The 25,221-nt window shown below is 36.0% G+C and carries 20 protein-coding genes and 1 pseudogene; 6 read left to right on the top strand and 15 right to left on the bottom strand.

Going from position 1 to position 25,221, the window contains the following annotated elements:
• Window position 1: 1 nt before the first annotated feature.
• Complete coding sequence (locus VB264_RS21450; RefSeq protein ID WP_323252845.1) at window positions 2-676, bottom strand: TVP38/TMEM64 family protein; 675 nt, start codon at window positions 674-676, stop codon at window positions 2-4.
• A 122-nt stretch (window positions 677-798) separates the two neighbouring features.
• A complete protein-coding gene (locus tag VB264_RS21455) occupies window positions 799-1,275 on the bottom strand; it encodes a cytidine deaminase (protein ID WP_323252847.1) in 477 nt (158 codons plus the stop codon).
• A gap of 427 nt (window positions 1,276-1,702) precedes the next feature.
• On the opposite strand from VB264_RS21455, the gene VB264_RS21460 reads away from it, so the two are divergent.
• On the top strand, window positions 1,703-2,776 hold the full coding sequence (locus VB264_RS21460) for an acyltransferase family protein (protein ID WP_323252849.1): 1,074 nt from the start codon (window positions 1,703-1,705) through the stop codon (window positions 2,774-2,776).
• Window positions 2,777-2,794: 18 nt separating this feature from the next.
• On the opposite strand, the gene VB264_RS21465 is transcribed toward VB264_RS21460, so the two are convergent.
• On the bottom strand, window positions 2,795-4,699 hold the full coding sequence (locus VB264_RS21465; protein WP_323252851.1) for an SPFH domain-containing protein: 1,905 nt from the start codon (window positions 4,697-4,699) through the stop codon (window positions 2,795-2,797).
• A gap of 316 nt (window positions 4,700-5,015) precedes the next feature.
• Between VB264_RS21465 and VB264_RS21470 the strand changes: the two genes are divergently transcribed.
• The 3 genes from VB264_RS21470 (at window position 5,016) to VB264_RS21480 (ending at window position 10,634) form a co-directional block, all read left to right on the top strand.
• Window positions 5,016-6,068 carry an efflux RND transporter periplasmic adaptor subunit gene (locus tag VB264_RS21470; protein WP_323252853.1) on the top strand — a complete coding sequence of 351 codons (1,053 nt, stop codon included), beginning with the start codon at window positions 5,016-5,018 and terminating at the stop codon, window positions 6,066-6,068.
• A gap of 126 nt (window positions 6,069-6,194) precedes the next feature.
• Complete coding sequence (locus VB264_RS21475) at window positions 6,195-9,290, top strand: efflux RND transporter permease subunit (RefSeq protein ID WP_323252855.1); 3,096 nt, start codon at window positions 6,195-6,197, stop codon at window positions 9,288-9,290.
• Window positions 9,291-9,317: 27 nt separating this feature from the next.
• The gene (locus VB264_RS21480; protein WP_323252857.1) at window positions 9,318-10,634 is read left to right on the top strand and encodes a TolC family protein; all 1,317 of its coding nucleotides are present in this window, start codon (window positions 9,318-9,320) and stop codon (window positions 10,632-10,634) included.
• Window positions 10,635-10,704: 70 nt separating this feature from the next.
• Here VB264_RS21480 and VB264_RS21485 read toward each other — a convergent pair whose 3' ends face one another.
• A complete protein-coding gene (locus tag VB264_RS21485; RefSeq protein ID WP_323252859.1) occupies window positions 10,705-12,126 on the bottom strand; it encodes a glycoside hydrolase family 125 protein in 1,422 nt (473 codons plus the stop codon).
• Between the two features lie 240 nt (window positions 12,127-12,366).
• Window positions 12,367-13,398, bottom strand: coding sequence for a uroporphyrinogen decarboxylase (gene hemE / locus VB264_RS21490; protein WP_323252861.1), 1,032 nt, complete (start codon window positions 13,396-13,398; stop codon window positions 12,367-12,369).
• 277 nt (window positions 13,399-13,675) lie between these two features.
• Here hemE and yihA point away from each other — a divergent pair, with 277 nt between their 5' ends.
• Window positions 13,676-14,278, top strand: coding sequence for a ribosome biogenesis GTP-binding protein YihA/YsxC (gene yihA / locus VB264_RS21495; protein WP_323252863.1), 603 nt, complete (start codon window positions 13,676-13,678; stop codon window positions 14,276-14,278).
• Window positions 14,279-14,370: 92 nt separating this feature from the next.
• A complete protein-coding gene (locus tag VB264_RS21500; RefSeq protein WP_309921860.1) occupies window positions 14,371-14,832 on the top strand; it encodes a DUF5606 family protein in 462 nt (153 codons plus the stop codon).
• Window positions 14,833-14,918: 86 nt separating this feature from the next.
• On the opposite strand, the gene VB264_RS21505 is transcribed toward VB264_RS21500, so the two are convergent.
• The 10 genes and pseudogenes from VB264_RS21505 to VB264_RS21550 form a co-directional block, all read right to left on the bottom strand.
• Window positions 14,919-15,209: a hypothetical protein gene (locus VB264_RS21505; protein WP_323252866.1), complete on the bottom strand. Its 291-nt coding sequence runs from the start codon at window positions 15,207-15,209 to the stop codon at window positions 14,919-14,921.
• Between the two features lie 110 nt (window positions 15,210-15,319).
• The gene (locus tag VB264_RS21510) at window positions 15,320-15,661 is read right to left on the bottom strand and encodes a c-type cytochrome (protein ID WP_309921853.1); all 342 of its coding nucleotides are present in this window, start codon (window positions 15,659-15,661) and stop codon (window positions 15,320-15,322) included.
• Window positions 15,662-15,808: 147 nt separating this feature from the next.
• Window positions 15,809-16,639, bottom strand: coding sequence for an N-acetylmuramic acid 6-phosphate etherase (murQ, locus tag VB264_RS21515; protein WP_323252869.1), 831 nt, complete (start codon window positions 16,637-16,639; stop codon window positions 15,809-15,811).
• A gap of 205 nt (window positions 16,640-16,844) precedes the next feature.
• Entirely contained in the window at window positions 16,845-18,230 is a 1,386-nt protein-coding gene (locus VB264_RS21520; RefSeq protein ID WP_323252871.1) for a dipeptidase, read from the bottom strand.
• 86 nt (window positions 18,231-18,316) lie between these two features.
• The gene (gene plsY / locus VB264_RS21525; RefSeq protein WP_309921845.1) at window positions 18,317-18,967 is read right to left on the bottom strand and encodes a glycerol-3-phosphate 1-O-acyltransferase PlsY; all 651 of its coding nucleotides are present in this window, start codon (window positions 18,965-18,967) and stop codon (window positions 18,317-18,319) included.
• A 258-nt stretch (window positions 18,968-19,225) separates the two neighbouring features.
• Window positions 19,226-20,020, bottom strand: coding sequence for a LytR/AlgR family response regulator transcription factor (locus VB264_RS21530; protein WP_309921842.1), 795 nt, complete (start codon window positions 20,018-20,020; stop codon window positions 19,226-19,228).
• Window positions 20,017-20,874: a sensor histidine kinase gene (locus VB264_RS21535; protein ID WP_323252874.1), complete on the bottom strand. Its 858-nt coding sequence runs from the start codon at window positions 20,872-20,874 to the stop codon at window positions 20,017-20,019. Before VB264_RS21535 ends, VB264_RS21530 begins: the two co-directional genes overlap by 4 nt.
• A gap of 778 nt (window positions 20,875-21,652) precedes the next feature.
• On the bottom strand, window positions 21,653-24,205 hold the full coding sequence (locus VB264_RS21540) for a DUF5686 and carboxypeptidase-like regulatory domain-containing protein (RefSeq protein WP_323252877.1): 2,553 nt from the start codon (window positions 24,203-24,205) through the stop codon (window positions 21,653-21,655).
• A gap of 257 nt (window positions 24,206-24,462) precedes the next feature.
• Window positions 24,463-25,035 (bottom strand): non-canonical purine NTP diphosphatase, encoded by a 573-nt coding sequence (locus VB264_RS21545; RefSeq protein ID WP_323252879.1) that lies wholly within the window; start codon window positions 25,033-25,035, stop codon window positions 24,463-24,465.
• Between the two features lie 89 nt (window positions 25,036-25,124).
• Window positions 25,125-25,221 (bottom strand): annotated as a pseudogene (locus tag VB264_RS21550) (IS1 family transposase); the annotation flags it as partial.

Raw genomic sequence — 25,221 nt, forward strand, 5'->3', positions numbered from 1 at the left:
CTCAATGCTTAACTGCCTTTTTAATAAAATATCCCAACCCCACCATAGACACCAATATTAATCCAAAAATGATAAATTGAATGCTACTTCCCTGACTTGGGTGTTCAATCAGTTTACGAATTTCCTGTGCCTGTGTTCCTAGCCAGATAGAAAGGATTGTACGAGGCAACATACCAAGGAAGCCTGCTGTAAGAACGTTTTTCAACTTTGTTCCTGAAAAAGAGAATAATACATTAGTAACTGCAAAAGGCAAAACAGGCGACAGGCGAGCTAATAAGATAATCTTGAATTCATCTTTTTGAAGATTGTCAAGTATCTCTCTTACTTTGGGTTTCTCAGAGATTTTACTCAAGAATCTTCCCCCGTCTATCAATTTTGCCATTTTAAAACCTAAGTAGGATGCTATCCAATAGCTAATAGCAATGGGAATAAGGGCATTCCAGCCTAAAAAATAGCCACTTAGCAACGCAATAAACGTAGTAGGCGTAAGGGCAAAAGCCATGCTAAAGCATGAAGCAACGTATACTAATACCCATTGTAAGATTGTGAATTGTTGCACTACTTGCTCATGCGTAATCAGCCAATAACTAATACTGGAACTAGCAAAAATGGGCATTAGACCCAAAAAGAAAGTATATATAATAGAAAAAGTATTTTTCTGGAAAAAATCTAACATTTCACAAAGATAGATACCTAAAGAGCATATATAAAATAAAGGTGGTTATTGTGTAAATTTTAAAGTCACAATTCACCACTCAAGATTCACAACTCTTACGCAGTAGTCATTCTACAAAGAACTTAGAAATTAGTAAATTTTATCGGTAGTAAATCTCCAATAGATTCTGTCACTAATATCTGGTTGTTGGCACCCAACATAATAAAGCGAATGGGCTCTTTTTGACGAACTTCATATTCCAACATCGCCTGTCGGCAAGCACCACAAGGAGAAACTCCTCTGAAAACATCTCCTTTACCCGGACGAGCTATCACAGCAATGGATTTAATTGTACGTTCTGGATAGTTGGCACCCACCCAAAATATAGCCGATTGTTCTGCACAAGAACCAGAAGGGAAGGCAGCATTTTCTTGATTATTCGCCATTACGATGGTATCATCATCTAACAAAATGGCGGCTCCAACATGGAAATTAGAGTAAGGAGCATACGATTTATAGGTAGCTTTTCGGGCTTCGTTCAACAGTTTGTTTTCTTGTACAGATAACTCTGTATCGTTGTTGTATGTTTCGAGGGTAATTGTCAAATTAAGTTTCTGCATATCAGTTTATTCGGTATATTTTCATTAGTTTTTTTGATGGGGAAAATTATAACGAAAAAACACTTTGAAAAAGTTCATAAGAATATCGAAAAGATGATTTTTTATGAGAAAGCATGTTGTTTAATAGGCTATTTTATCGTTATTCTTTTAGAATTACCAATTAAATAACATGATTACCAAATGATAAATTGGTAAAATAATATGTTTTAAAATATCTTTGTAAATGAAGCTGTTTAAACTTTCCGTTTCTGAGGTGAAAGTATTGTATTTTTGAATTGATTTTTTCAACATTTGCGAAGCATAGCATCGCTACGTTGAGTAAATTTTGGAACAAGCTATTCTAAAAGACTTAGTTTAATCCGAAAAGGAAAGTTTAAACAGCTTCAATATTGTTCTATTATTAATTAATAAGATTCTTAACCTAAAGATGAAATTAAACCAATTGACGTTTACAAGATTCATTGCTGCCATCTTAATTGTATTTTTTCATTTCGGTAATAATACTATTTTAGCTTCTAGTAGTATAACGTCCCCTATTGTTAAGCAAGCAAATCTTGGAGTAAGTTATTTCTTTATTCTTTCGGGTTTTGTAATGATGATTGCTTATTCACACAAAAAATTAGATTTTAAACAGTACTATCTTAACCGATTTGCAAGAATATTCCCAGCTTATTTTTTTTCTTTACTACTTATTCTTCTTTATCAAATTATCCATCATTTTCCAATTAATTGGCGAGCATTTTTATTGAATATTTTTGCCATACAGGCATGGTTTCCTGGTTATGCTACAAGTTTTAATTTTACAGGCTGGTCTCTTTCTATAGAAGTTTTTTTCTATTTGTGCTTTCCAATCTTCTTACATTATTTTTACCAAAGGTTTCACAAGAAAATAATCCTTATAAGTATAATTCTTGTATGGACCGTCACACAGTTATTTTTTCATTATTTTCTACATACCTTCTATAAAAGTGATTCATCTTTTAGTCACGATTTGCTTTTTTATTTTCCTTGTATGCACTTGAGTAGCTTTCTTGTTGGCAACGTAACGGGTATTTTTTATTTGTATGTAGTTGAAAAAAAAGGGCACTCTGATTTTTATCAATTGTTATTATTTTTTTTACTGGTTTTACTTTACTTATTATTAAAGTATCCACCACCAGTAAATTTCCATAATGGATTACTTGCAATATTATTTGTGCCAATCATCCTTTCTCTATCGTTAGTTGAAAAGTCTATGCCAATCCTTACCAGTAAGTTTTCTGTTTTCTTAGGAGAAATTAGTTATGGTATTTACATTCTTCAATATCCAGTAGTTGTCTATTCTCCAGCAATTTTCAAACGTGTAGGGATTCCTGACGGATTTTATTCATACCTTTTATGCTTATGTATAATATCGGCTTTAAGTTATTTCTTTTTAGAACAACCTTTGCGTAGATTCATAAGTAATGGTTTTAGATGGAATAATTTACCCAAAGGCAATACAAAAAAGACCTTTGGGTAAAACTATGAGGATGCCTGATTACTCTTTTTTATCTGTTGTTGAATTAATTCTTTCGGCTGAAGTTTTCTCTACTTTCTTGCCTACTTCTTCCATTAAGCGTAAGCCTAATAATCCACTCAAGGCTCCGTTTTGGTCGTTTGAACCACCCGTAATTAAAATATCTGGCATTACCTTTATTTTCTCTTTACCGATGCTTTCGGTGATTTTCAATTGCGTAAAGTTTCCTTCACCCATTGCTGAAACAGCCAATTTATACGCTTCGGCATCGGCCTTACCAATCGCCAAGATTTTTTCAGCTTCGGCAGTACCCGTTTTACTGATTTTTTCGGCTTCGGCATTCGCAATCAATTTGATACGTTCTGATTCCGCACTTGCTTGTACCCTCACTCTTTCTGCCTCCGCTCCTGCTTGTAGTTTTAAACTTTGGGCTTCACCCTGTGCTTTTTTCACAGATGCATCGGCTACTCTTTCTGCAATCACTACGCCTTGGTCGGCTTTAACAATGTCTTTCTGAATATCCGCAATGGCTGTTTCTTTCTCTAATGCTTGTCGTGTTTCTTGAGCCATCTTTTGTGTTTCATAGGTTACTTTTTGTTCCTCCGCCAATTTTCGGTCAGTAAGGGTTTTCATCAACGATTCTGGTGGTACGATATCACCAATCAAAGTATCCACAGCATTTACATTATATTGTGAAAGCACTTCTGCAATATATCTTCTGGCAGTTTCCTGACGCTCTTTTCTTGACCCTAGAAATGAAATCACATCAGAATCCTGTGCTGAGTTTCTAAAATAGTTACCAATCGTTGGTTCCAACACTTGGCTTACAAGGTTGTTCATATTACCGAAACGAGCTATCACTTTAGGGGCTTCGTAGTTGGGAATGTGGATAATCTGCGAAACATCTAAATTAAAAGGGAAACCATCTTTAGAACGAACTGTTATTGTTGACAGGTTCTTATCTAATTGGTGCGATTCCGACCTTGCACTTGCCCAGTTTAACACCAAGTTGGTAGTGGGTACTACTTCTATTTTCTGTACATAAGTATTTACAGGATATTTCCCTGGACCAAATGGTTCTGCCCAAACACCTTTGTAGCCTTTGGAAACAATGTTTCCATGTTTAAATTCCGTTCCGCTAACGTCAATCCCTTCTTCCCCAACGTAAGAAATCACTACGCCTACATTACCAATCGGGATTTCGGTCATGTGTATTTCTTCTACTTTCACAAACCAAGGATTGAGGTTATAAGAACCCGCTAAAATTACTTGTTGCTGTAGCCCTCTATTGCCGCCCTTACTCAGGAATGCATCAGCATTTTGGAAGTTATTATGTCCTTCGATAGACTTACCAGCTATCTGACCTGCTTCAATTGATGCCCCGTCCATGGTAGTGATAATGCCCACCATATTTTCATGAATTTCGGTAATGTCTGTAATGACGACTTCAAACAAAAAAGTATTAATCCTATAAGACCCCGCCGTGATTACTGCCGTTTGTCGTCCTTTTCTACCACCATTCTTCAAGAACGATACGGTATCCTGAAACCCATCACACTCAATCTTTCTGGCAAGGATAGAACCCGTTTCAAGCTCCTTCCCATCTTTTGCTAAAATCAACCCTATTTGTCCCGTTGGAATAATAGTAAGGGGTTGAAGTTTAATATCATATTGCCAAATCCAATACCAAAAATAAATACCAGGTGCCAAGGGTTCGGCTTGATATCCTGCTTCACCTTCGGTGGCAATGATTCGTCCTTCGGGTAAAGATTTCTTATCCCCAAACAGTACGAATTTCTTGGTAACTAGCCCAATTTTGTCTTCTGGAATAATAATGATGCCCAACAAGCGAAAAATAAATTTGTAGAAAACTAAGCAAAGCAAAGGAACTGCGATGCTAATAACAGTGGCAATAGGAACTTCCATTTTTTATATCTATTTTGGTTAAATTGTGAACTGAAATATTAAAGTTCATGGACCAAATTTGATAAAAAGAATGTCAGAATATCCCAAATTGTGAAGAATGGTTAGGCGGTGGCTTAAATGGATTTAGGGTATTTTAGGTTGCAAAACATTCCTCCTTTGACGTAGTTAATTGGGTTATTTATTCCTCTTATCTATAAAAAGGTTAAGTTAGTCGAAATATATTGAGATTACGAAGTAAGACGGGACAAAAGCATATACATTATAAAGTAACTTTATAGAAAATTAGAATAGCAAAAAATATTCATACATACGTAATATGAAGCAAAAAAATACGCTCTCAATGGTATCTGTTGGGGCTTCAATCTGTTTAGCATTGGCTGGTTGTCATAGTAAGAAACCTCAAGACTCTAATAAAAAAGAAGATCAGCCTGCCATTGTTGATGTCATCATCGCAAAAAAACAAAGTATTAGTTCAAATGTTGAAGCCAACGGTTCTATTATAGCCAATGAATTCGTAGAACTACACACAGAAGTGAGTGGTCGTATTACTTATCTTAATATTCCCGAAGGCAACGTTGTAACACAAGGAACGGTATTAGCCAAAATCAACGATGCGGATTTACAAGCTCAGCTCGCTAAAACAAAGGTATTACTGGATTTAGCCGAAAAAACAGAGAAACGTTTAGGCAAGCTTTTATCAATTAATGGTATTAGCCAAGGCGAATATGATACTGCCTTGAACCAAGTAAATAGCCTAAAGGCAGATTTGGCTTATACTCAAGTGTTAATCGATAAAACTGTATTAAAAGCACCATTTACTGGCGTGGTTGGTCTTCGTCAGATAAGCTTAGGGGCTTTTGTTTCAGCTACTACCATCATTGCTACTATTCAACAAGTAAATAAATTGAAAGTTGACTTTACTGTCCCTGAAGAGTATTCTCCACTCATCCGTAAAGGAAGTGTTGTAGAGGTTGAAGTAGAAGGACAAAGAGACGGTCGTTGTAAAGCTGTGGTTGTAGCCCGCGAACCGCAAATCAACCAAACTACCCGTAATTTACTGGTGCGCGCCTTGTTGACAAACTGCAATGCCAACCCCGGTACTTTTGCAAAGGTATATTTTAGCGCAGGTCCAGCACAAAATAGTATCTTGATTCCTACCAATGCGATTATCCCAGATGATAAAACAAAAAGATTGGTCATTGTAAAAGATGGCAAAGCTAGTTATGTAGTAGTAGAGACTGGTTTTAGAAAAGAAGATGTTGTTGAAATTACAAGTGGCTTAGCCGAAGGAGATTCTGTAGTGGTTGATGGCGTTTTATTTGCTCGCGCAGATAAACCTGTAAAAGTAAGAAGTGTCAAAAAACAGTAGCTATTTGAAGGTAAATGGGCTATCAACGATTTTGGCGTCATCATCAAACATCATCATTAAAAAGATTTCATAAAATTGCTTTTCGTCTTCTACAAAAAGATGAAAGTAATTTAATCATCAATATTCATGAATATTTCAGAATTATCTCTTAAAAGGCCCGTACTCGCCACAGTACTGAATATCCTGATTATCCTTTTTGGGGTAGTTGGATTTTCGTTTTTGGCAGTAAGGGATTACCCAGCCATTGACCCACCGATGGTTACTGTAAGAACAGCTTACACTGGTGCCAACCCTGATATTATTGAAAACCAAATTACTGAGCCTCTCGAAAAACAAATCAATGGTATTCCAGGGATTCGTTCTATTACGTCATCAAGTACTTTAGGAAGTAGCTCTATTTCAGTAGAATTTAACCTTGATGTACCGTTGGAGGCAGCCGCTAGTGATGTACGTGATAAAGTGGCTCAAGCTGTTAGAAGTTTACCCCAAGATATTGATGCGCCCCCTGTGGTATCAAAAGCGGATGCTAATAGTGACTTTATTTTGTTGTTGGCTATCCAGAGTAGAAGTAAAAGTTTATTAGAACTGAGTGATTATGCCGAAAACGTATTACAACAACGTTTCCAGACGATCAATGACGTAAGTGGGGTAAACATTTTGGGTCAAAAGCGTTATGCCATGCGAATTTGGTTGAAAACAGACCGTATGAATGGTTATGGCTTATCCTTTACAGATATTCAAACAGCTTTGGCTCGTGAAAACGTAGAATTGCCAGCAGGTAAAATTTATGGAAGCAACACCGAGATGACTATCCGTGCTTTAGGTAGATTAACATCGGAACAACAATTCCGTGATTTAATCATCCGTGAAAGCAATACGGGTATCGTTCGCTTAGGTGATATTGCTGATGTGGAATTAGGACCCGAAACCCTAGAACAAAGTTGGAAATACAATGGTGTGTATGCCGTTGGTTTAGCCGTTGTTCCTCAGCCTGGAGCTAATTATATCAAAATTGCAGATGAATTTAATAAACGTTTGCGTGAGATTGAAAAAGAGAATAAATCTGATATTCAGTTTAAACTATTAATTGATAATACTAAAAACGTTCGTCGTTCATTAGAGGAGGTAGAAGAAACCTTAGTTATTTCTTTTGGTTTGGTAGTATTAGTAATTTTCTTCTTTTTCCGAAATTGGCTTATTGCGATTCGTCCCCTTATCGATATTCCTATTTCATTGGTTGCTACTTTCTTTGTAATGTATTTCTGTGGTTTCACCATTAATGTACTTACGCTGTTAGGTATCGTTTTGGCGACAGGGCTTGTGGTTGATGATGGGATTGTTGTTACCGAAAATATTTTCCGAAAGCTCGAACAGGGTCTACCTATCCGTAAAGCTGCATTGGAGGGTAGTAAAGAAATTTTCTTTGCCGTAATTTCTACGTCCTTAACATTGGCGGTGGTGTTCTTACCTGTTATTTTCTTAGAAGGATTCGTGGGTAGCCTCTTCCGTGAATTTGGTATTGTGGTCGCGGGTGCGGTATTGATTTCAGCCTTTGTTTCGCTGACGATTACACCTGTACTGAACGTGTACTTAACACGTAAAAAAGCAGGTCACGGTTGGCTTTATGACAAAACAGAGCCATTCTTTACAGGCATGGAAAGTGGCTACAAGGGTATCCTAAAGGGATTTATGAGGGTCAGATGGATGGCTTGGGTAATTGTATTTGCTTGTGGATTGTTGATATGGCTAGCTGGCAAAAATCTTCAAAGTGAGATTGCTCCGATGGAGGATAAAAGCAGTATCCGTTTTACGGTAAGTACACCCGAAGGTTCTAGTTATTTATATACTCAGAAGGTTTCTGATGATGTAACTAATTTCTTGAACGATTCTATTCCTGAAAAAGACTTTGTATTCAATGCTGTGCCAGGCTTTGGTGGGAATGGAGGTACAAACTCTTCGGCGGCTCGTATTGGTTTAGTTGACCCCGACCAAAGAACCAGAAGCCAAGATGAAATAACCAAGTTATTGAACAAAAAAATGAGCAGGTTTAATAATGCTCGTGTATTTGGTGTGCAAGAACAAACTATCTCAGTGGGTTTAGGTTCACGAGGAAGTTTGCCTGTACAGTTCGTATTGCAAAATATCGACTTTGCTAAGATTAAAGACGCTATTCCTAAATTTTTGGAGGAAGCTCGTAATGATAAAACGTTCCAAAACGTTGACGTAAACTTGAAATTCAACAAGCCTGAGATTTTAATGACCTTCGACCGGATTAAAATCAAAGATTTAGCCCTCACGACACAAGATGTTGTAAGTGCTGTCCAAGGTGCATTCAGTGGTAGAAGGCTAGCGTATTTCACGATGAATGGTCGTCAATATGAAGTAATTGCCCAAGTGGAAAGAAAAGACAGAAAAGAGCCTACGGATATTGAAAACATTTTTGTGACCAATACGCGTGGCGAAAGAATTCCTTTGAGTGCCGTAGTGAAGTTGGAAGAAAGTAGTAACCCTTCAACGTTGTTTCACTTCAACCGTTTGAAGTCGGCTACTGTTTCAGCCTCTTTGGCAGAAGGAAAAACCATTGGAGACGGTGTAAAAGCAATGCAAGCTATTGCAGATAAGGTATTGGATAAATCTTTCCAAACAGCGTTGAGTGGCCCTTCAAGAGATTATTCTGAAAGTTCTTCTAACACAACTTTTGCTTTTGGGTTAGCCTTAACATTGATTTACTTACTATTGGCTGCTCAGTTTGAAAGTTTCAAAGACCCTTTCACCATTATGATTACTGTGCCTTTAGCGTTGGCTGGTGCATTAGGTAGCCTTTGGTTGTTCGGGCAGACGTTGAATATCTTCTCGCAGATTGGTATGATTATGTTGATTGGGCTAGTAACCAAAAACGGAATTTTAATTGTTGAATTTGCTAATCATAAGCGAGCCGAGGGTATGTCGAGAATTGAGGCTGTTGTTGAAGCAGCAACCCAACGTTTACGCCCTATTTTGATGACAAGTTTAGCTACATCGTTAGGAGCGTTGCCAATTGCATTGAGTTTAGGGGCAGCATCTACTAGTCGTATTCCGTTAGGTACTGTTGTTGTAGGGGGTATTTTATTCTCTTTAATTCTTACGTTACTCGTTATTCCAGCAGTTTATACATTTATCTCTAGTAAAAAATACGTAACAGAAGAATCTAAACTAGTAGCAGAAGAACAAGCGGCAGATTAAACTAAAGCTGAAAATCAACAAAAAAATATGAGAATCATTTTTAAAAGTAATATACTGTTGGTAAGTTGTTTGCTAATGATTGGCTTTTCAGAAGGTTTTGCTCAACAGCAAATAACATTGAACCAAGCCGTTGAAACAGCCTTGAAAAACAATTTAGATATTCAAGTTTCTAAAAATACGCTATCTGCCAATACTATTAATAATTATATTGGTATCGCTGGCGGTTTGCCTACGGTTACGGGTGCTTTCAGTACAAACGAACAAATAACGGGACTGAACCAAGAGTTAAGTAATGGTACAAGTACTGACAGAACGGGCGTAGTTTCCAACAATACCAATATGAGTTTTACAGCAACCATGATGCTGTATAATGGTGGAAGAGTAATAGCAACAAAAAAGCGTTTAGAGGAATTACAAAAGCTAAGTCAGGAGCAATTGAATGCTACGGTACAAAATGTAGTGGCTGATGTGATGTTAAAGTACTTTGCTGTGGTTCAGCAACAAAATTTTGTAACTACCTTACTTCAGTCTATCGAAGTATCAAAACAAAAATTATCGCTGATTGAAGCGCGCAAAAGCGTTGGTTTATCAAACGAAGCTGAATCTTTGCAAGCTACAATAGATTTGAATGCCCAAACACAAGCGTTACAAACCCAGAAAATAGTAATTGAGCAAAGTAAGGCTGATTTACTCCGTAGTTTAGTATTAAATCCCAGAACTGCTATTACTATTTCCGACACGATTGTATTAGATAGAAGCCTGCGATGGGAGAATTTAGATGCCAACATAAAGAAACATCCAAGTATTTTATCGGCTGAGGCACAAATTAATATAAACCTTTTGTTAGAAAGAGAAGCCAATGCGAGGCGTTATCCTACTATCAATTTGAATACCGGCTATAACTATGGTCGTAACCAAAGTGGTGCAGGTTTTACGCTATTAAACCAAACCTATGGCCCATTTTTAGGAGTGAATGCCAGTATTCCTATCTATGCGGGGGGAGTAAATACGCGACAAGTACAAATAGCGAAAATTAATACAGAAACGGCTCGATTACAGAAAGAAATAGTTTATCAGAATTTTGAAAATGCGGCGGCTAAATCTTGGGAAGCATATAGCAATACATTACAATTGATAGAAGCCGAACGAGAAAATTATGCGATAGCAGATAAATTATTGAAATTGATGAATCAGCGTTTTCAATTAGGTCAAGCTACTATCATAGATGTAAAACAAGCCCAACAAAGTTTTGAAAATTCGGGCTATCGTTTGAATAATTTAAACTATACTGCTAAAGTAGCTGAAATTACTTTGAAGCAAATAGCTAGTCAGTTGGGGAATTAAATTAGGCTCTTAATAACATTTAAAAGAAAGAATCCTTCCGCCATACAGGTTAAGGATTCTTTCTTTTTTCCTACAGCTTCACCATTAACAAATGCGGTCTTTCTCTTTCTATCTTCAACATTAATTCGCCGAACAAAGTATTTGCCCAAGCAAACCATTTACGGGTAAATTTAGTAGCATCATCTTTATCGAAAGACTCGTGCATAAAACCTGTATTAGCATGGGTCTTTTTCAAGAAACGCAATTGTGCCAATATTTCTTGGTCGTTTGTAGAAGTCATGGCACGCATAATGATACTCATTGGCCATATTTGATCCACTAAAGTGTGCGGGCTACCAACACCCTCAGCATCTTTTCCTTTAAAGAAATAAGGGTTATTATCACTAAAAATAAATTTACGGGTATTCTGATAAATAGGGTCTGATAATTTCAAGGCTCCTAAATAAGGCAATGCTAATAAGTTCGGTACATTAGCATCGTCTTGTAACAAACGATTACCATATCCATCTACTTCTAAAGCATACATTTGTCCATAAACTGGATGCGTAATAATTGCGTGTTTCTTTACTGCTGTTTCCACTTCATTGGCAAAGGTTGAACATTCTTTGGCAAATGAAGCATCTTTATAAACCTTCTCAGCAATTTCTGCTATCTGACGGAAAGATACTACCGCAAATAAATTGGAAGGAATTAAGTAAGGAAAAACAGTGGCGTCGTCTGAAGGACGGAAAATACTATTGATTAAACCATTTGGTTTTGTCGGATTACCATATCCATTCCCCGGCACAGTATCAGTTGACCATGAGGTAGTTCTTCCGAAATGGTATGGACCTTTGCCATGAAAACGTTGTTGTTCTCTGCAAGTAGCAATGATAAGCTTGGCAGCTTTCAACCATTTTTCATCAAAAACACTCGTATCGTTAGCTGTTTTCCAATAATGATAAGCCAAGCGGACAGTATAGCACAATGAATCTAATTCCCATTTTCTTTCATGCAATTCTGGCTTCATATCTGTATGGTCGCTAAGCCATTCAGATTTTCCTGGTCCATCATTAAAGGCATTGGCATAAGGATCAATCAAAATACATTCTGTTTGGCGGTTTACTACGCCAGCGATCAGCTCTCTTAGTTTATCATCTTGCTTAATTAAAGGCAAATATGGCCAAACCTGAGCAGTACTATCGCGCAACCACATCGCATGGATATCGCCCGTAATCACAAAAGTATCTGGACGATTATTCTTGATTTGGAAGTTAACCGTGGTATCTAACGTATTAGGGAAACAATTTTCAAACATCCAAGCTACCTCTGCATCTTTGATGCTGGTTTTCATACGCTTGATGGTTGATTCAATCAGTGGGCTATTAAATTTTCTTTGTCCTACGCCTACACGTACAGTAGGAAATTCATTGGCAAAAACAGGTGATTTTACCATTAAGCCTGCACTTGCCATAGACGAAGCCTTAATAAATGTTCTGCGGTTGATGTTCATTAATTTGTTATTTTATAATTGTATTGAATTGGATAAGGCTTAAATATCCATATTTTTTGAAGGCTATCTACCCTTTTTTGTAAAGATATATTGATAGAATACTACTCATTTGGTAAGTGTTGAAAGCCTTTTTATCAAACGGAAATCATCCTCTACCACGTATAAAATCTGTGCGTTAAAAACACCTAAGGCACGGACTTTTAGCCGTGCCTTAGGTATCTATTATTTATTTGCTCAATACTACAAACTATATTCTTTTACCGTATCAATAAAACATTTTACTTTTTCAGGGTCAGTGTCTGGATATACACCATGTCCTAAATTGGCAATGTATTTTTGTCCGCCAAACTGCTGAATCATCGAGCGAGTATGTGCCTTGATTTCAGCGAATGAGCCATACAATACACATGGGTCAAGGTTTCCTTGTAGCGTTTTACTATCGCCAATTAATCTTCTAGATTCGGCAATGTCCATGTTCCAGTCTAAACCTATTGTTTCGCAATTCAGTTTACCCATTTCTTCGCGCGCAAAAAATGCTCCTTTAGCAAATACCGTCACGGGTACTTCCGTAATGGCATCGCAAATCTGAGCGATATATGGCAACGAATAAATACGGTATTGTTCAGGTGAGAGAATACCTGCCCAAGAGTCAAAAATCTGAACAAGGTTGGCTCCCGCAGCTATTTGTGCTTTTAAATAAGCAATAGTACTATCGGTGATTTTCTGTAGAAGAGCGTGCGAAAGTTCAGGTTCTGAATACAAGTATTTCTTAGCCTTCGAGAACGTCTTTGAGCCTCGTCCTTCTATCATGTAGCAAAGCAATGTAAAAGGAGCACCAGCAAAACCTATCAGTGGTACACGACCATTCAATTCTTTCTTTACAATTCTGATGGCATCTAATACATATTTCAGTTCTACCTCTGGGTCTGCAACACGAAGCTTATCTACATCAGCCATCGTTTTAATTACCTCTGGAAAGATGGGCCCTACTTTTTCTTCCATCAAATACGGCAAACCCATAGCTTCGGGAATGACTAAAATATCTGAGAAAATAATGGCTGCATCTACGCCTAAAATATCAACAGGTTGGATGGTTACTTCGGCAGCTAATTCAGGCGTTGTAGCCAATTGAATAAAACTCCCTGCTTTCTGACGAACAGCACGGTATTCAGCTAAAATTCTTCCTGCCTGACGCATCATCCAAACGGGTACACGTTCTACTTGCTCGCCACGGGCGGCTCTTAACAATAAATCATTTTGTAAAATTTCCATATAAACTACACGATTGCATGAATCGTTTGTGGTATTGATAAAAGCGAATCGTCTTAATCGCTGTAATTCTCACAAAGATACGATTGTTTCATTAGAGTGGATTTTTGATACTGAAATAAATCGTTGTGCTTTCCCTTAGATTATGATTAGTTTGTGAGATAATTGTCGTTAAAAAGCTTAGAAGCAAGAGAAGTGCTAAATCTTCCGTAAATTTGTAAAAGTTTAAAAAAGAAGTATCGCCTTTAACAAGTAGGCATACTATTTTAACATTAGTTTTATGAAAATCACAGAAGCAATATTTTTACAGAGTAATACAGAATACGAAAAATGCCCGAAACCTGATAAACCAGAATATGCGTTTATTGGTCGTTCGAATGTGGGTAAATCGTCTTTAATCAATACGATTGTTCAAAAAAAGGGCTTGGCTAAAACTTCACAAACGCCAGGGAAAACACAGTTGATAAACCATTTTTTGATTGACCAAAAATGGTATTTAGTAGATTTACCGGGGTATGGTTATGCCAAAATCAGTAAAACAGAACGTGAAAAGTTTGAATCGATGATTCATGATTATCTCTCAAACCGTGAAAATTTATTGTACACTTTTGTATTAGTAGATATTCGTCACGAGCCACAGAAAATTGATATGGAATTTATCAATCGTTTGGGCGAAGAGGGCATTCCCTTCTGTTTAGTTTTCACGAAGGCTGATAAATTATCTAAAACGGCTGCTGACAGAAATGTTGCTTTATATCAAGAAAAGTTACTGGAAACATGGGAAGAAATGCCACAATTTTTTGTAAGCTCTTCCGTTAATGGCTCTGGGAGAGAAGACATCCTTCATACAATTAGTGACCTAAACCAAGAGTTTAAAGCTTGAAAAATAGCTACCTAGGTAGGTTTTCAGCCTTAGTACTATTTTGCTAAGAACTAATTGAGTAATTTTGCAAAAACAAATCATTAAAATAAAACATGGAATTATTAAAAGAAATAGCCAATATTTCTGGCCAGAGTGGGTTATACAGAATTTTAAAACCAACACGTACAGGAGTTATTGTTGAAAGTTTAGATGGCAAAAAAGCTCGTTCGGTTGTGGGAGCCAATGCACGCGTATCTGTATTAAAAGATATTTCAGTATATATTGAAGATCACCAAGATGCAGCAATGCCTCTAGCAAATATTTTCTTAAAAATCAGGGAAACGCATGGTGAAAAAATTGAATTGAATACAAAAAATGCTACTGAGGCTGATCTTTTTGATTTCTTAGGTACGGTAGTTCCTAATTTCGACCGTGAACGTGTTCATGGGTCAGATGTGAAAAAAATGATTAATTGGTATAATATCATTTCACAGAATTTACCAGAAGCATTTGAAGTAGAAGAAGCTACTGAGGAAGCTGTTGAAACAGAAGAAACAAAAGCAGAAGAAGCTTAACAATACGATGTAATAACTAAAAAAGGCTTGGGTGTTTGATAACACCCAAGCCTTTTTTAGTTATTACGCTGTTATATATTCCGTTCTTAATTCATAACCATTTTGGGAAAACGATACGATTGTGAATCATACACCATCAATTGGTCTATCTCTAATTCAAAATAGCTATATAGTGGCGAACGTTCTAGGTATTTATGAACACTTTCCTTGCTTTTAGCATTGACGATAATCCATCCTCTGCCAGCTTCTGCTGAAATAGCATAAGAATCAATTACTCCTTTCAGAATTAAGTCGTTGATAACACTACGATGTTCAGGCACTAAACTCATGAACTCTTGGTCAACACTAAAATATACGGTTACTTGGTATTTGTTCATATTGATAAAAAATTGTGGCTCGAATTAAAAATACTAATATTGTGCCAACAAAAAAAATACCTTGACAGTTCGTTAACGCCGTCAAGGTATTTTTTTAATCTTGAAAAGTATTAGCTTTTTTTGCTTTTTCCTTTAGACTTCGCAGCTAGTGAATTAATCCAACCTGCTATTTTCAAAGCATCTTCTTTAGGTACTTTCAAAGCAGCCATTGGTGGATAACCTGGCCAGTTTGAGGGCTTAGGAGCACCGATTAATTCTACGATTTTTTCATTCGTATATTTCTTTTTTGCAACATCTGTATAGGCAGGACCAACTAATCTAGCATCTACTTTATGGCATGCTGTACAAGCATACTTTGTTACAAGTGGCTTAATATCTTCAGGAAAATCCTGTGCTTTTGCATTAATTGCTAGGGCTGAAAGCAACATCGCACTTAATATCGTTTTTTTCATAATAAAGAAAGAAAGGGTTACTGATGTATTGATTAAATCTTATTGTTGTATAAAATAATGAGACATAAGACTAGTTCGCCTTTTAAGTAATATAACTTATAACGACAAACATACTTGCTTGTTTTTGTACTTGATGTTAATGATATGTTAATGATTTGCTCGGTAGGCATCTACAGAGGCTCTTACACTCCCATGTTGTTGTAGTAAGCTTTCGGCTTCTTCACGGCTAATGCCTAGCTCTTCCATCACCATATTTTCAGCCCTAACTACCAATTTATTATTGCTTAATTGCATATCAACCATTCTGTTTCCTCTTACTCTTCCCAATTGAATCATCACAGAGGTGGAAATCATATTCAAAATAAGCTTCTGAGCCGTTCCAGATTTCATACGCGTACTTCCTGTTACGAACTCTGGGCCTGGTATTGCCTCAATCTTAAATTCAGCTGCTTTTGATATTTCGCTGTCTTCATTACATGAAATCGAGCCTGTCAATAAGCCGTTTTCACGGGCTTTGTTCAAACCGCCAATTACATAAGGCGTTCTTCCAGATGCCGCAATACCGATTACGGTATCTAACTCATGAATATCATAAGCTTCTAAATCTTTCCAAGCTTGTTCTATATCATCTTCGGCATTTTCTACGGCCTTACGAATGGCACCATCGCCCCCAGCAATCAAACCAATGACTAAATCAAAAGGTACGCCAAAAGTAGGCGGACATTCAGAGGCATCTACGATTCCTAAACGACCACTTGTGCCGGCTCCGATATAGAAAAGCCTGCCTCCTTTTTTCATTCTAGGAACAATTGCCGAAACAAGTTTTTCTATTTGCGGGATTGCCTTCTCTACAGCATAAGGTACTGTTTTATCTTCATTATTGATGCCTTCTAAAATCTCACGCACAGACATCTCATCAAGGTTATCATACCGTGAGGTTTCTTCTGTGGTAAGGGCTTCTAAATTAATTTCGGTCATGATGATTATAATTCTTTCAGAAAAGGTAAAATCAACACTAATACCTCTCTTTAATCTATGTTCTTAAGATATTTCTTTGCTTTTGCTCACTTCTATCTTTTTGCAAATATAACAATTTAGCATTTTAATTAAGCACTGTATTGTATTGACTATTTTGTGATTAATTTAAAATTCAGAAGAAAATCGCAATATTTTATACTATTACTTATGATTCTGTATAGTATTTAAAGAATAAAGGTATTGTTTCTATGCCTTTATAATAGTTAAATAAGCCATAATGCTCGTTCGGAGAGTGAATCGCATCTGAATCTAACCCAAAGCCCATCAATACAGTTTTTAAGCCTAATTCTTTCTCAAATAAAGCCACAATTGGGATACTTCCTCCACCGCGAGTAGGCACTGGTTTCTTGCCAAAGCTCTCTTCCATTGCTTTTTCGGCTGCTTTATATTCCTTAGAGTCTGTCGGGGTAACATAAGGTTCGCCACCATGATGCGGACGAACGCTTACCTTAACTCCTGCTGGAGCGATAGACTCAAAGTGTTTGGTAAACAGTGCTGTTATTTTATCTGATTGCTGATTAGGCACTAATCTCATAGAAATCTTTGCTGAAGCTTTTGAAGGCAATACCGTCTTGGCACCTTCTCCAATATAACCTCCCCAAATACCATTCACATCTAACGTTGGACGAATGGATGCTCTTTCTAACGTAGAATAGCCTGTTTCTCCTCTTACATCATCAATGCCCAAATCTTTCTTATATTCGGCTAAGTTGAATGGCGTTTGTGCCATAGCTTCACGTTCAGCAGGTGTTAATTCTACCACATCATCATAAAAAGTAGGAATAGTGATATGATTATTTTCATCATGTAATGAAGCAATCATTTTGCTCAGCACGTTGATTGGATTAGCTACTGCCCCTCCATAAACGCCAGAGTGTAAATCTCTATTTGAACCCGTTACTTCAACTTCTAGATAACTCAACCCTCTCAATCCCACATCAATGGAGGGAATATCATTGGCAATAATAGCCGTATCAGAAATCAAAATAACGTCTGCTTTTAATCTTTCTTTATTGGCTTTTACAAAAGTTCCGAGGTTATCAGAACCTACTTCTTCCTCGCCCTCAATCATAAACTTTACGTTGCATGGCAAAGCGTCAGTAGCAACCATTGTTTCAAAAGCCTTGATGTGCATATATACTTGTCCTTTGTCATCACAAGCTCCGCGAGCATAGATTTTTTCATCTTTTACTACAGGCTCAAATGGAGGAGAATCCCACAGATTTAAGGGGTCTGCTGGTTGTACATCATAATGCCCATATACCAAAATAGTAGGCAGTGATTCATCTATTATTTTTTGTCCAAAAACAATCGGATGCCCTGCTGTTTCACTTATTTCTGCAAAATCAGCCCCAGCCGTTTTAATTTTATCAGCAATAAATTCAGCGGCTTTCCTAACATCATCTTTATATTTGCTATCAGCACTGATTGATGGAATTCTTAGCAAGTCGAGTAATTCAGATAAGAAACGCTCTTTATTAGCTTCAATATAGTTTTTCATGTTGTCGTGATTGTGTAATGAATGATTCATTATTTTGATTTTGAAACAATGAGCCAAAAAAAATACCTTCCGACACAAAAATGTCAGAAGGTACAAATATAATATGTTCTACCGATTTAAACGGATTCTTTCTTTCTACGAAGATAAATTCTGCTTTCTTGTCCTTTGAATAACCTCACTACGTTTTTACGGTGAGTAATCAGGATAAGTAGGAATAAAATGAAACCAAAAATAATTACTAGGTCGTTTTCTTTGCCAAAAGTCTTTAATAAAAGTAATATTGGGAAAGACAAGGATGCAATAATGGCTCCTAATGATACATAGTGAAATGAGATAAAAACCAAAAAGAAAATCACCATACAAACCAATGCTGCCTCTGGATGTACCGACATCACCATTCCTAACAAAGTAGCCACTCCTTTTCCTCCTTTGAAATTAGAAAATACAGGGAAGATATGACCCAAAACCGCCGCAAACCCAAAAAGTAATTTCAAATTTTGACATTCACTCCACTCAATAAGGTGACCATAGTACATCATTAATGCTAGTGAAGTAGCTATCCAACCTTTGATAGCATCAATTAATAATACAATCGTTCCTGCTCTTTTACCTAAAACCCTAAACGTATTAGTAGCCCCTGCATTACCACTGCCATGTTTACGAATATCAAACCCAAAATAAGCTTCACCATACCAAATAGCCGTTGGAATAGACCCCAGTAAATATGCTGCGATTGTACAAGAAATTATAAGTACTAAAATTGACATTGATTGAAAGTAATTAATATACGTTGACTGTGCTATTATTTTCGCTAAAACAAATATAAATTAAAAATCATTAAAACAAGAAACCCTCTAAAAGTTCTTAAAATTGTACAAATTGGCTCTTTTAAATGTTTTATTTTTAATTAGATGTTAAGTTTTCATTCATCTAAATATGAACGTTGATAGAAATATTACCAAAAAAAAATTGCCTTAATACTTCATCCGTATCAAGGCAATTTTTCTTTATCGAATGGATAAATTTTAGCTTTTGTCTCCCCCTATTTTTCTATATACTAGGGTTGCACTGTCTTTCTCTTTATAGTAAATACTCCCTTCAATGGCTTTAGTAAATTCTTCAGCATAAGTATCTCCCACAGGAATCCTCACTACTTTATCCAAGATTACTTCATCCCCTTCTATCCCTGTTATTTTCTCAGTAGAGATAATATAAGAACGGTGAATCCTCATGAAACGGTCTTGTGGTAAGCGTTTTTCTAAATCCGAAAGCGTAAGGTTAGTTGTTATGCGCTCTTCCTTGGTATAGATTGACGCATAGCTTTTCTGAGCTTCCATATATACTACATCTTTATAAAGAACTTTATGAAATTTTCCTTTTACATCCACCTTCACAAAAATAAATTCCTCTCTTTTGGTGGGTGGTTCTGGTACTGTTTCTATTGTTTTAGTAGGGTCTTCAACAAGGGTCATATTGAAAGGCATTTTATTGACTGCCTTCAAAAAACGTTGGTATGAAAAAGGTTTTACTAAGTAATCTAACACGCCATACTCAAAACTTTTCAGAGCATATTCTTGATACCCTGTTGTCATCACAAATTTTACTTTGTTTTCAAATAAGCTCACCAAATTTAGTCCATTCATCCTTGGCATCTGAATATCTGCAAACACTAAATCCACCTCTCTAGACTGCAAGATTCCTACTGCTTCCATAGGGTTGGTTGTAGCAGCCACTAAATTAAGGAAGGGTGTATCATTGATATAATCCACCAAAAGATCTAATGCAGATTGTTCATCATCTACTACAATACAATTAATCATTTCTTCAGAAGGTTAAAATTTACTGTAAATATAACCGTATAGTCTTCTTCACCATCTATTATTTCTAAACTATGGGCTTCAGCTGGATACGTCGTTAAAAGTCGTTTTTTAATATTTTTAATCCCTATACCCGTTTTTCCGGCATCAGCAATGGCATTTGGATAAGGGTTTTTCTTGTTAGAGGCAATAAACACAAATTCATCATCAATCAGCGTCGCTCTAATACGGAAGGCTATTTCTGGGTCATCAAAAATCCCATGTTTAATGCCATTTTCAACGATGGTAATCAGCACCATCGGTACAATTCTGTGATAAGTAAAATCGCCGTCTTCTTCAAAGTCAATATATACCTTATAATGAAAACGTTGCATGTGTAATTCTATATACTGCTTCACAAAGTCTAACTCTCCGCTCAAACCCACTTCATCTTCTTGTGACTTCGTACTAGTAGCATATCTTAACATTTCAGCAAATGCCAATACAATATCTCCTGCTTCACGAGATGCTTTCCTTACCCTTTCAAAAATCATATTAAGGGTATTGTACATAAAGTGCGGATTTATTTGGGCTCTTAAAAATGCCATTTCCGCCAAGGCTTTTTCTTTCGCTAAGATAGCTATTTCCAATTCTTGTTTTGCAATTTTCGCTTCCTTTTCTGCAATAGCAATCTTTTGTTCAGCTATTTCTTTATCTCTAACAGCAATTTCTATCTGTTGATTAATTGATTTCTCTGCAAAGTAATAGCCTAAAGCATAAAATGTATAAATCTGAGCACTCCAAAAATTATGAATTAATCGTGATTGATTGACCTCAGCTCCTGGATAATCAGGGAAAAAGAATGCAATTGAATACACATTAATAATAGAGAAAGTAGAAACAGTTAAAAAACTTAGAACAAAGGCTACGGTATATTTTTTTGATGTTAAAAACCTTGGATAAATAAATAATGCACAGCAGTAGAATATCATTATCCAGCAAGCACAATTTATCAAGATTATTAGACTTGTAGCTAAATCAAACTTAAGTAATACAATTATATAGCTTAGTTGATAATAAATAACATATAAAATCCAAAGGATGATATGTGCCTTCTTTTTTCTATTCATTTTTTAAATACTTTAAATATTTCCAATATCAACGTATATGTCATTGAATAATAGTCACATATATTATCTATCTATTCAAATCTATAATAGGGCTTTTGGGACTGATAATAAGTTGATTAAGACAAAGTGTCTTTTTGCCGTCCAATTTCTTTGCAATTTTGAATCAAGAAAGTCAGTAATACAAAAAATCAAACAATTAAATTATAATTTTAAGTAAAATGAAAAATAGCAAATTACATATTTCGAAAAAAACTGTTTCTAATTTCTCTAATGCTAATACTACTAAGTTTTTTCAGACAGAAACAACAAATACAACACTTCATGGAGGAACAACATCTTTCTTAGGTATTTTTGGTCTCTAATTAGTAAATTACTTATTTCGTAAAATTAGTTTGATATTGTTTTTACAAAAGTATAAGTACTAATTTTATTCAATTCCTCAATCTAGCATTCAAAAAAAAACCTACCTCACAGATTTTTTATAAGCTGCAAAGTAGGACTTTTATGTAAAGCTAATAAGTTTGCCTTAAAAAGAGAAATGTACTGACCCTTTTAGTGCAAAAGGTGAAGGGATTCTTCCAGAAGGAGAAACGTGATCGAGATATGATAGGCGATGAAATGCCTGTAATCTAAATATCTTGAATATGTTATCAATACCATATCCTACTTCAATGTACGGCTTGTCAGATTCTAATCCTGAAAAACTGTATCTTGGTTGAAGTTCACCTTTTATGTGACGTGGATTAATCACGGGTATTGCTTCTTGCATCAACTCTGTATTTTCTGTTCTTTGACTACCAAATAGTACATTGGCAGAGGCAATCAAACGCCATTTTAATTGACGAATGGCAGGAATACGATTGAAAAGTAATCCATCAAAATTGTGGTTATAATTCAATGATACGTATTTATCACTTACGAATTCAAAATAGTGCATCGTATTAAAGGCTGCACGGTTGTAAAAAAAGGTCTCGTTCCCTAAATGTGGGAACAATAGCGGTGCAGGCAATACTGTTGGTATATAGCCTGCTTGTAAGGTATAGTCTGAACGACCTAATGTTCCTATTCTGAAAGATTGAAAGACTTTTGCCATGAATTTATCATAGCTAAAATCGCCGTTCAAGGTTCTCATACCATGCTGATACGTTAACGTAACAGTTGGAATACGTTTACTGCCAAGCGTTATGCGTTCGTTACCATCCATCAAGAAGGTTTCGTTCTTTGCAAAACGTGCTTCAATGGTAAAAAACGTATCGTCATAATGATCTAAAGTTGGTGATTTTGGACCTTCTTGGGGTATGGTTCTGTATTGAAATTGGAATAAAGGGTCAAAACCTCTTGTTGTTAACGCCCCTGTAAAAGTAAACCCTTTGGTTGGTTCTGTTTTTATAAATACTTCGCTTTCCCTTCTATAGAAAGCCCCTGAAAACGCACCCCATCGCGAGAAGGCGTAAAATATTTTGTTGTCTCCAATTAATTCTGGTGTCAATCCAATACGCTCTAAATCGTAGCTATGTTTAGCTCCAACGACAGTCCAATGTCTGCGCGAAAGAATATAATCTACCTCACCACCATATTTTAATACTAAATCTTTGGTTCCAAAACCTGCCCAACCTTTTAGAATCCATTCTTTACTAAATTGAGAATTGGTTTTAAATCCTAATCTCATTCTAAAACCCTCTACCTTATTGACAGAGAATAAATTGATATATGGGCCTATTCCAAACTTATTAAATCGCTTATAGCCACTTGCTATAATCTCAGCTACTTCTACGTAAGTTTTCACAATAGGAACATTCCTAACAGTATCTATCAGTCTGGATGCAAGAATATCTTGGGCAGAAAGCGATTCATGCCTAGCACCAAGCCAATAATTTGGGTCTGGTTCTTTAGAATCCTCTGCTACTTCTATCGGTATATCATAAAAGCTTAAATCTTTGGGCTTGTTGATGACAAAATCTTTGTTAGAGATATACATTTTCAACAACATACCCGCTGAATTTTTCGATAGCTCGGCGATATCAACTAAAAATCTGGTTTTGGCTGGTAGCCAAGCACCTTCTGTTGTTTGTTCTAATTCTTGAGAGATTTTTATTTTGTCAATGAAGTTGATATTGGCTTCTTTCCCAATGGTTGCATCTATCTGTACCAAAGCGTATGACGTAGTATCTACATAAGCTTTCCCTACAAAAACTAAGTCTTTATCATTTTTAGGGTCAAATTCCAAGCCATAACAAATATGTCCATCTACATCGGTAGTATCTGATAAAAACCATTTATAAGTTCCTTTCCAGTTTTCACCAAAGGGCGATATAATATCTTTCCCTAGAAAAGGGACAAAGTTGTCATAGAAATTATAATTGGCAAATAGGTTTCCACCCACCAATTGTGATACAAAGCCTCCTTCTTTTACCCCAACTCCTTTGATATTATTTTTCAAGATTACCTCTTTCTTTCTTGAGGGGCTTTCACGGAAATAATATTTTGAAATAGTTTCTGAAATAAAGGTTGGAATGACTGCTTTTCCATCTTCGCCCGCCAGCTTTTCAAATTTGGCTATCGCTCCTTGGATTTGCTTCATCACTTTCCTTTCCTTAAATTTTTCAGAGATGTTATCTACGTCCAATTCCATTTTTGAATAGGAATCATACTCAAAAGCTGATAGTCGTTTTCTATCATTTCTTTCTCTGTTTTCATTTAGTTTCCGAAGAATTTTGAAGGCAGGATTTTCACCAGAATACACAACGACTTCATCCAAGGATTTTGTTTCTCCTTGTAATTGAAAATCAATTTTCTGACTCAAAGCTTTTTTGTCAAGCACTTTGGTGCGCTTCTTATAATTGACAGTACTCACATAAATTGAATCTGTAAGTACTTTGCTTTTTATTACATATACTCCTTCAAAATTTGTTTGAGCTCCAACGTTCACACCCTTCAAGCCGACTGTTGCAAAAGGCAAAGGGTCACCATTTTTTGCGTCAGTCACCACTCCAGTTATTACATATTGGGCATTCGTATTTTGATAAATTAATATAAAGATTAAAGCAATTAGTAGTTTTTGGATTTTTTTATAAGCCATTCTATGTAGGAATGTTTAAAGAAATAAAATATTTTTTTTTATCGAATTTACATTATTTAGATGCAATATCAAATTTGCTCTCATAATACAGACATTTCATCTATTCAAAACCCCTATTCAGCTGTAAAAATCTTATTAAAAGGCGATTATTCGTTTCCTTATTCTATGATAAGTCTTTATATATTCTCCTAAAAAAAATCACTACCCTAAATAACGTTACATTTAAGGTAGTGACTTACTATTGATGAATATTTATCTTATTTTAAAAAAGTAATTAATTTTTCCACCGCCCTAGCACGGTGCGAAATTTTTCCTTTTTCGTCAATACTCATTTCAGCAAAGGTTAAGTCAAAACCTTCGGGGACAAAAATTGGGTCATACCCAAACCCTTCATTCCCTTTTAACTCGTCAATAATCGTGCCCTTAATGATGCCTTCAAATTGAGTTACTTCTCCGCCTAAAATCAGCGTAATGACTGTTCTGAATTGTGCAGAACGATCTTCTTTACCAGCAAGGTTTTTTAATAGCAAGCTGATATTATCTGCATGACTTCTTTGTTCGCCTGCATAACGGGCTGAAAAAACACCGGGTTCGCCCCCAAGTGCAGTTACTTCTAACCCCGAATCGTCAGCAAAACAATCCACCTGATAATGTTTGTACAAATATTGTGCCTTTTGTAACGAATTGGCTTCTAAAGTATTACCTGTTTCTGGCAATTCTTCACTACAGCCTATCTGGCTGAGGGTGAGTAGTTCAAAATTTTGTCCTAATATGGCTTGAACTTCTTCCACTTTATGGGCATTGTTCGTAGCAAAACAGAGTTTTTTCATAATAAAATAAATAAAAAGCCTCCTCAAGAAAAATGAGGAGGCTTCAAATGAGGTAATATATTTATTTGGTAGTCCTAAAAATGTAATGTTTATCTTTCAAGATTATAATTACAAATAAAGTATTTTATTGCACCAATATGATTGTCGAGGGACTTTGAGAAACTTAAAGCTTTTCTGACTAATCTA

Source organism: Arcicella aquatica (assembly GCF_034928825.1).
Lineage (GTDB): Bacteria > Bacteroidota > Bacteroidia > Cytophagales > Spirosomataceae > Arcicella > Arcicella aquatica.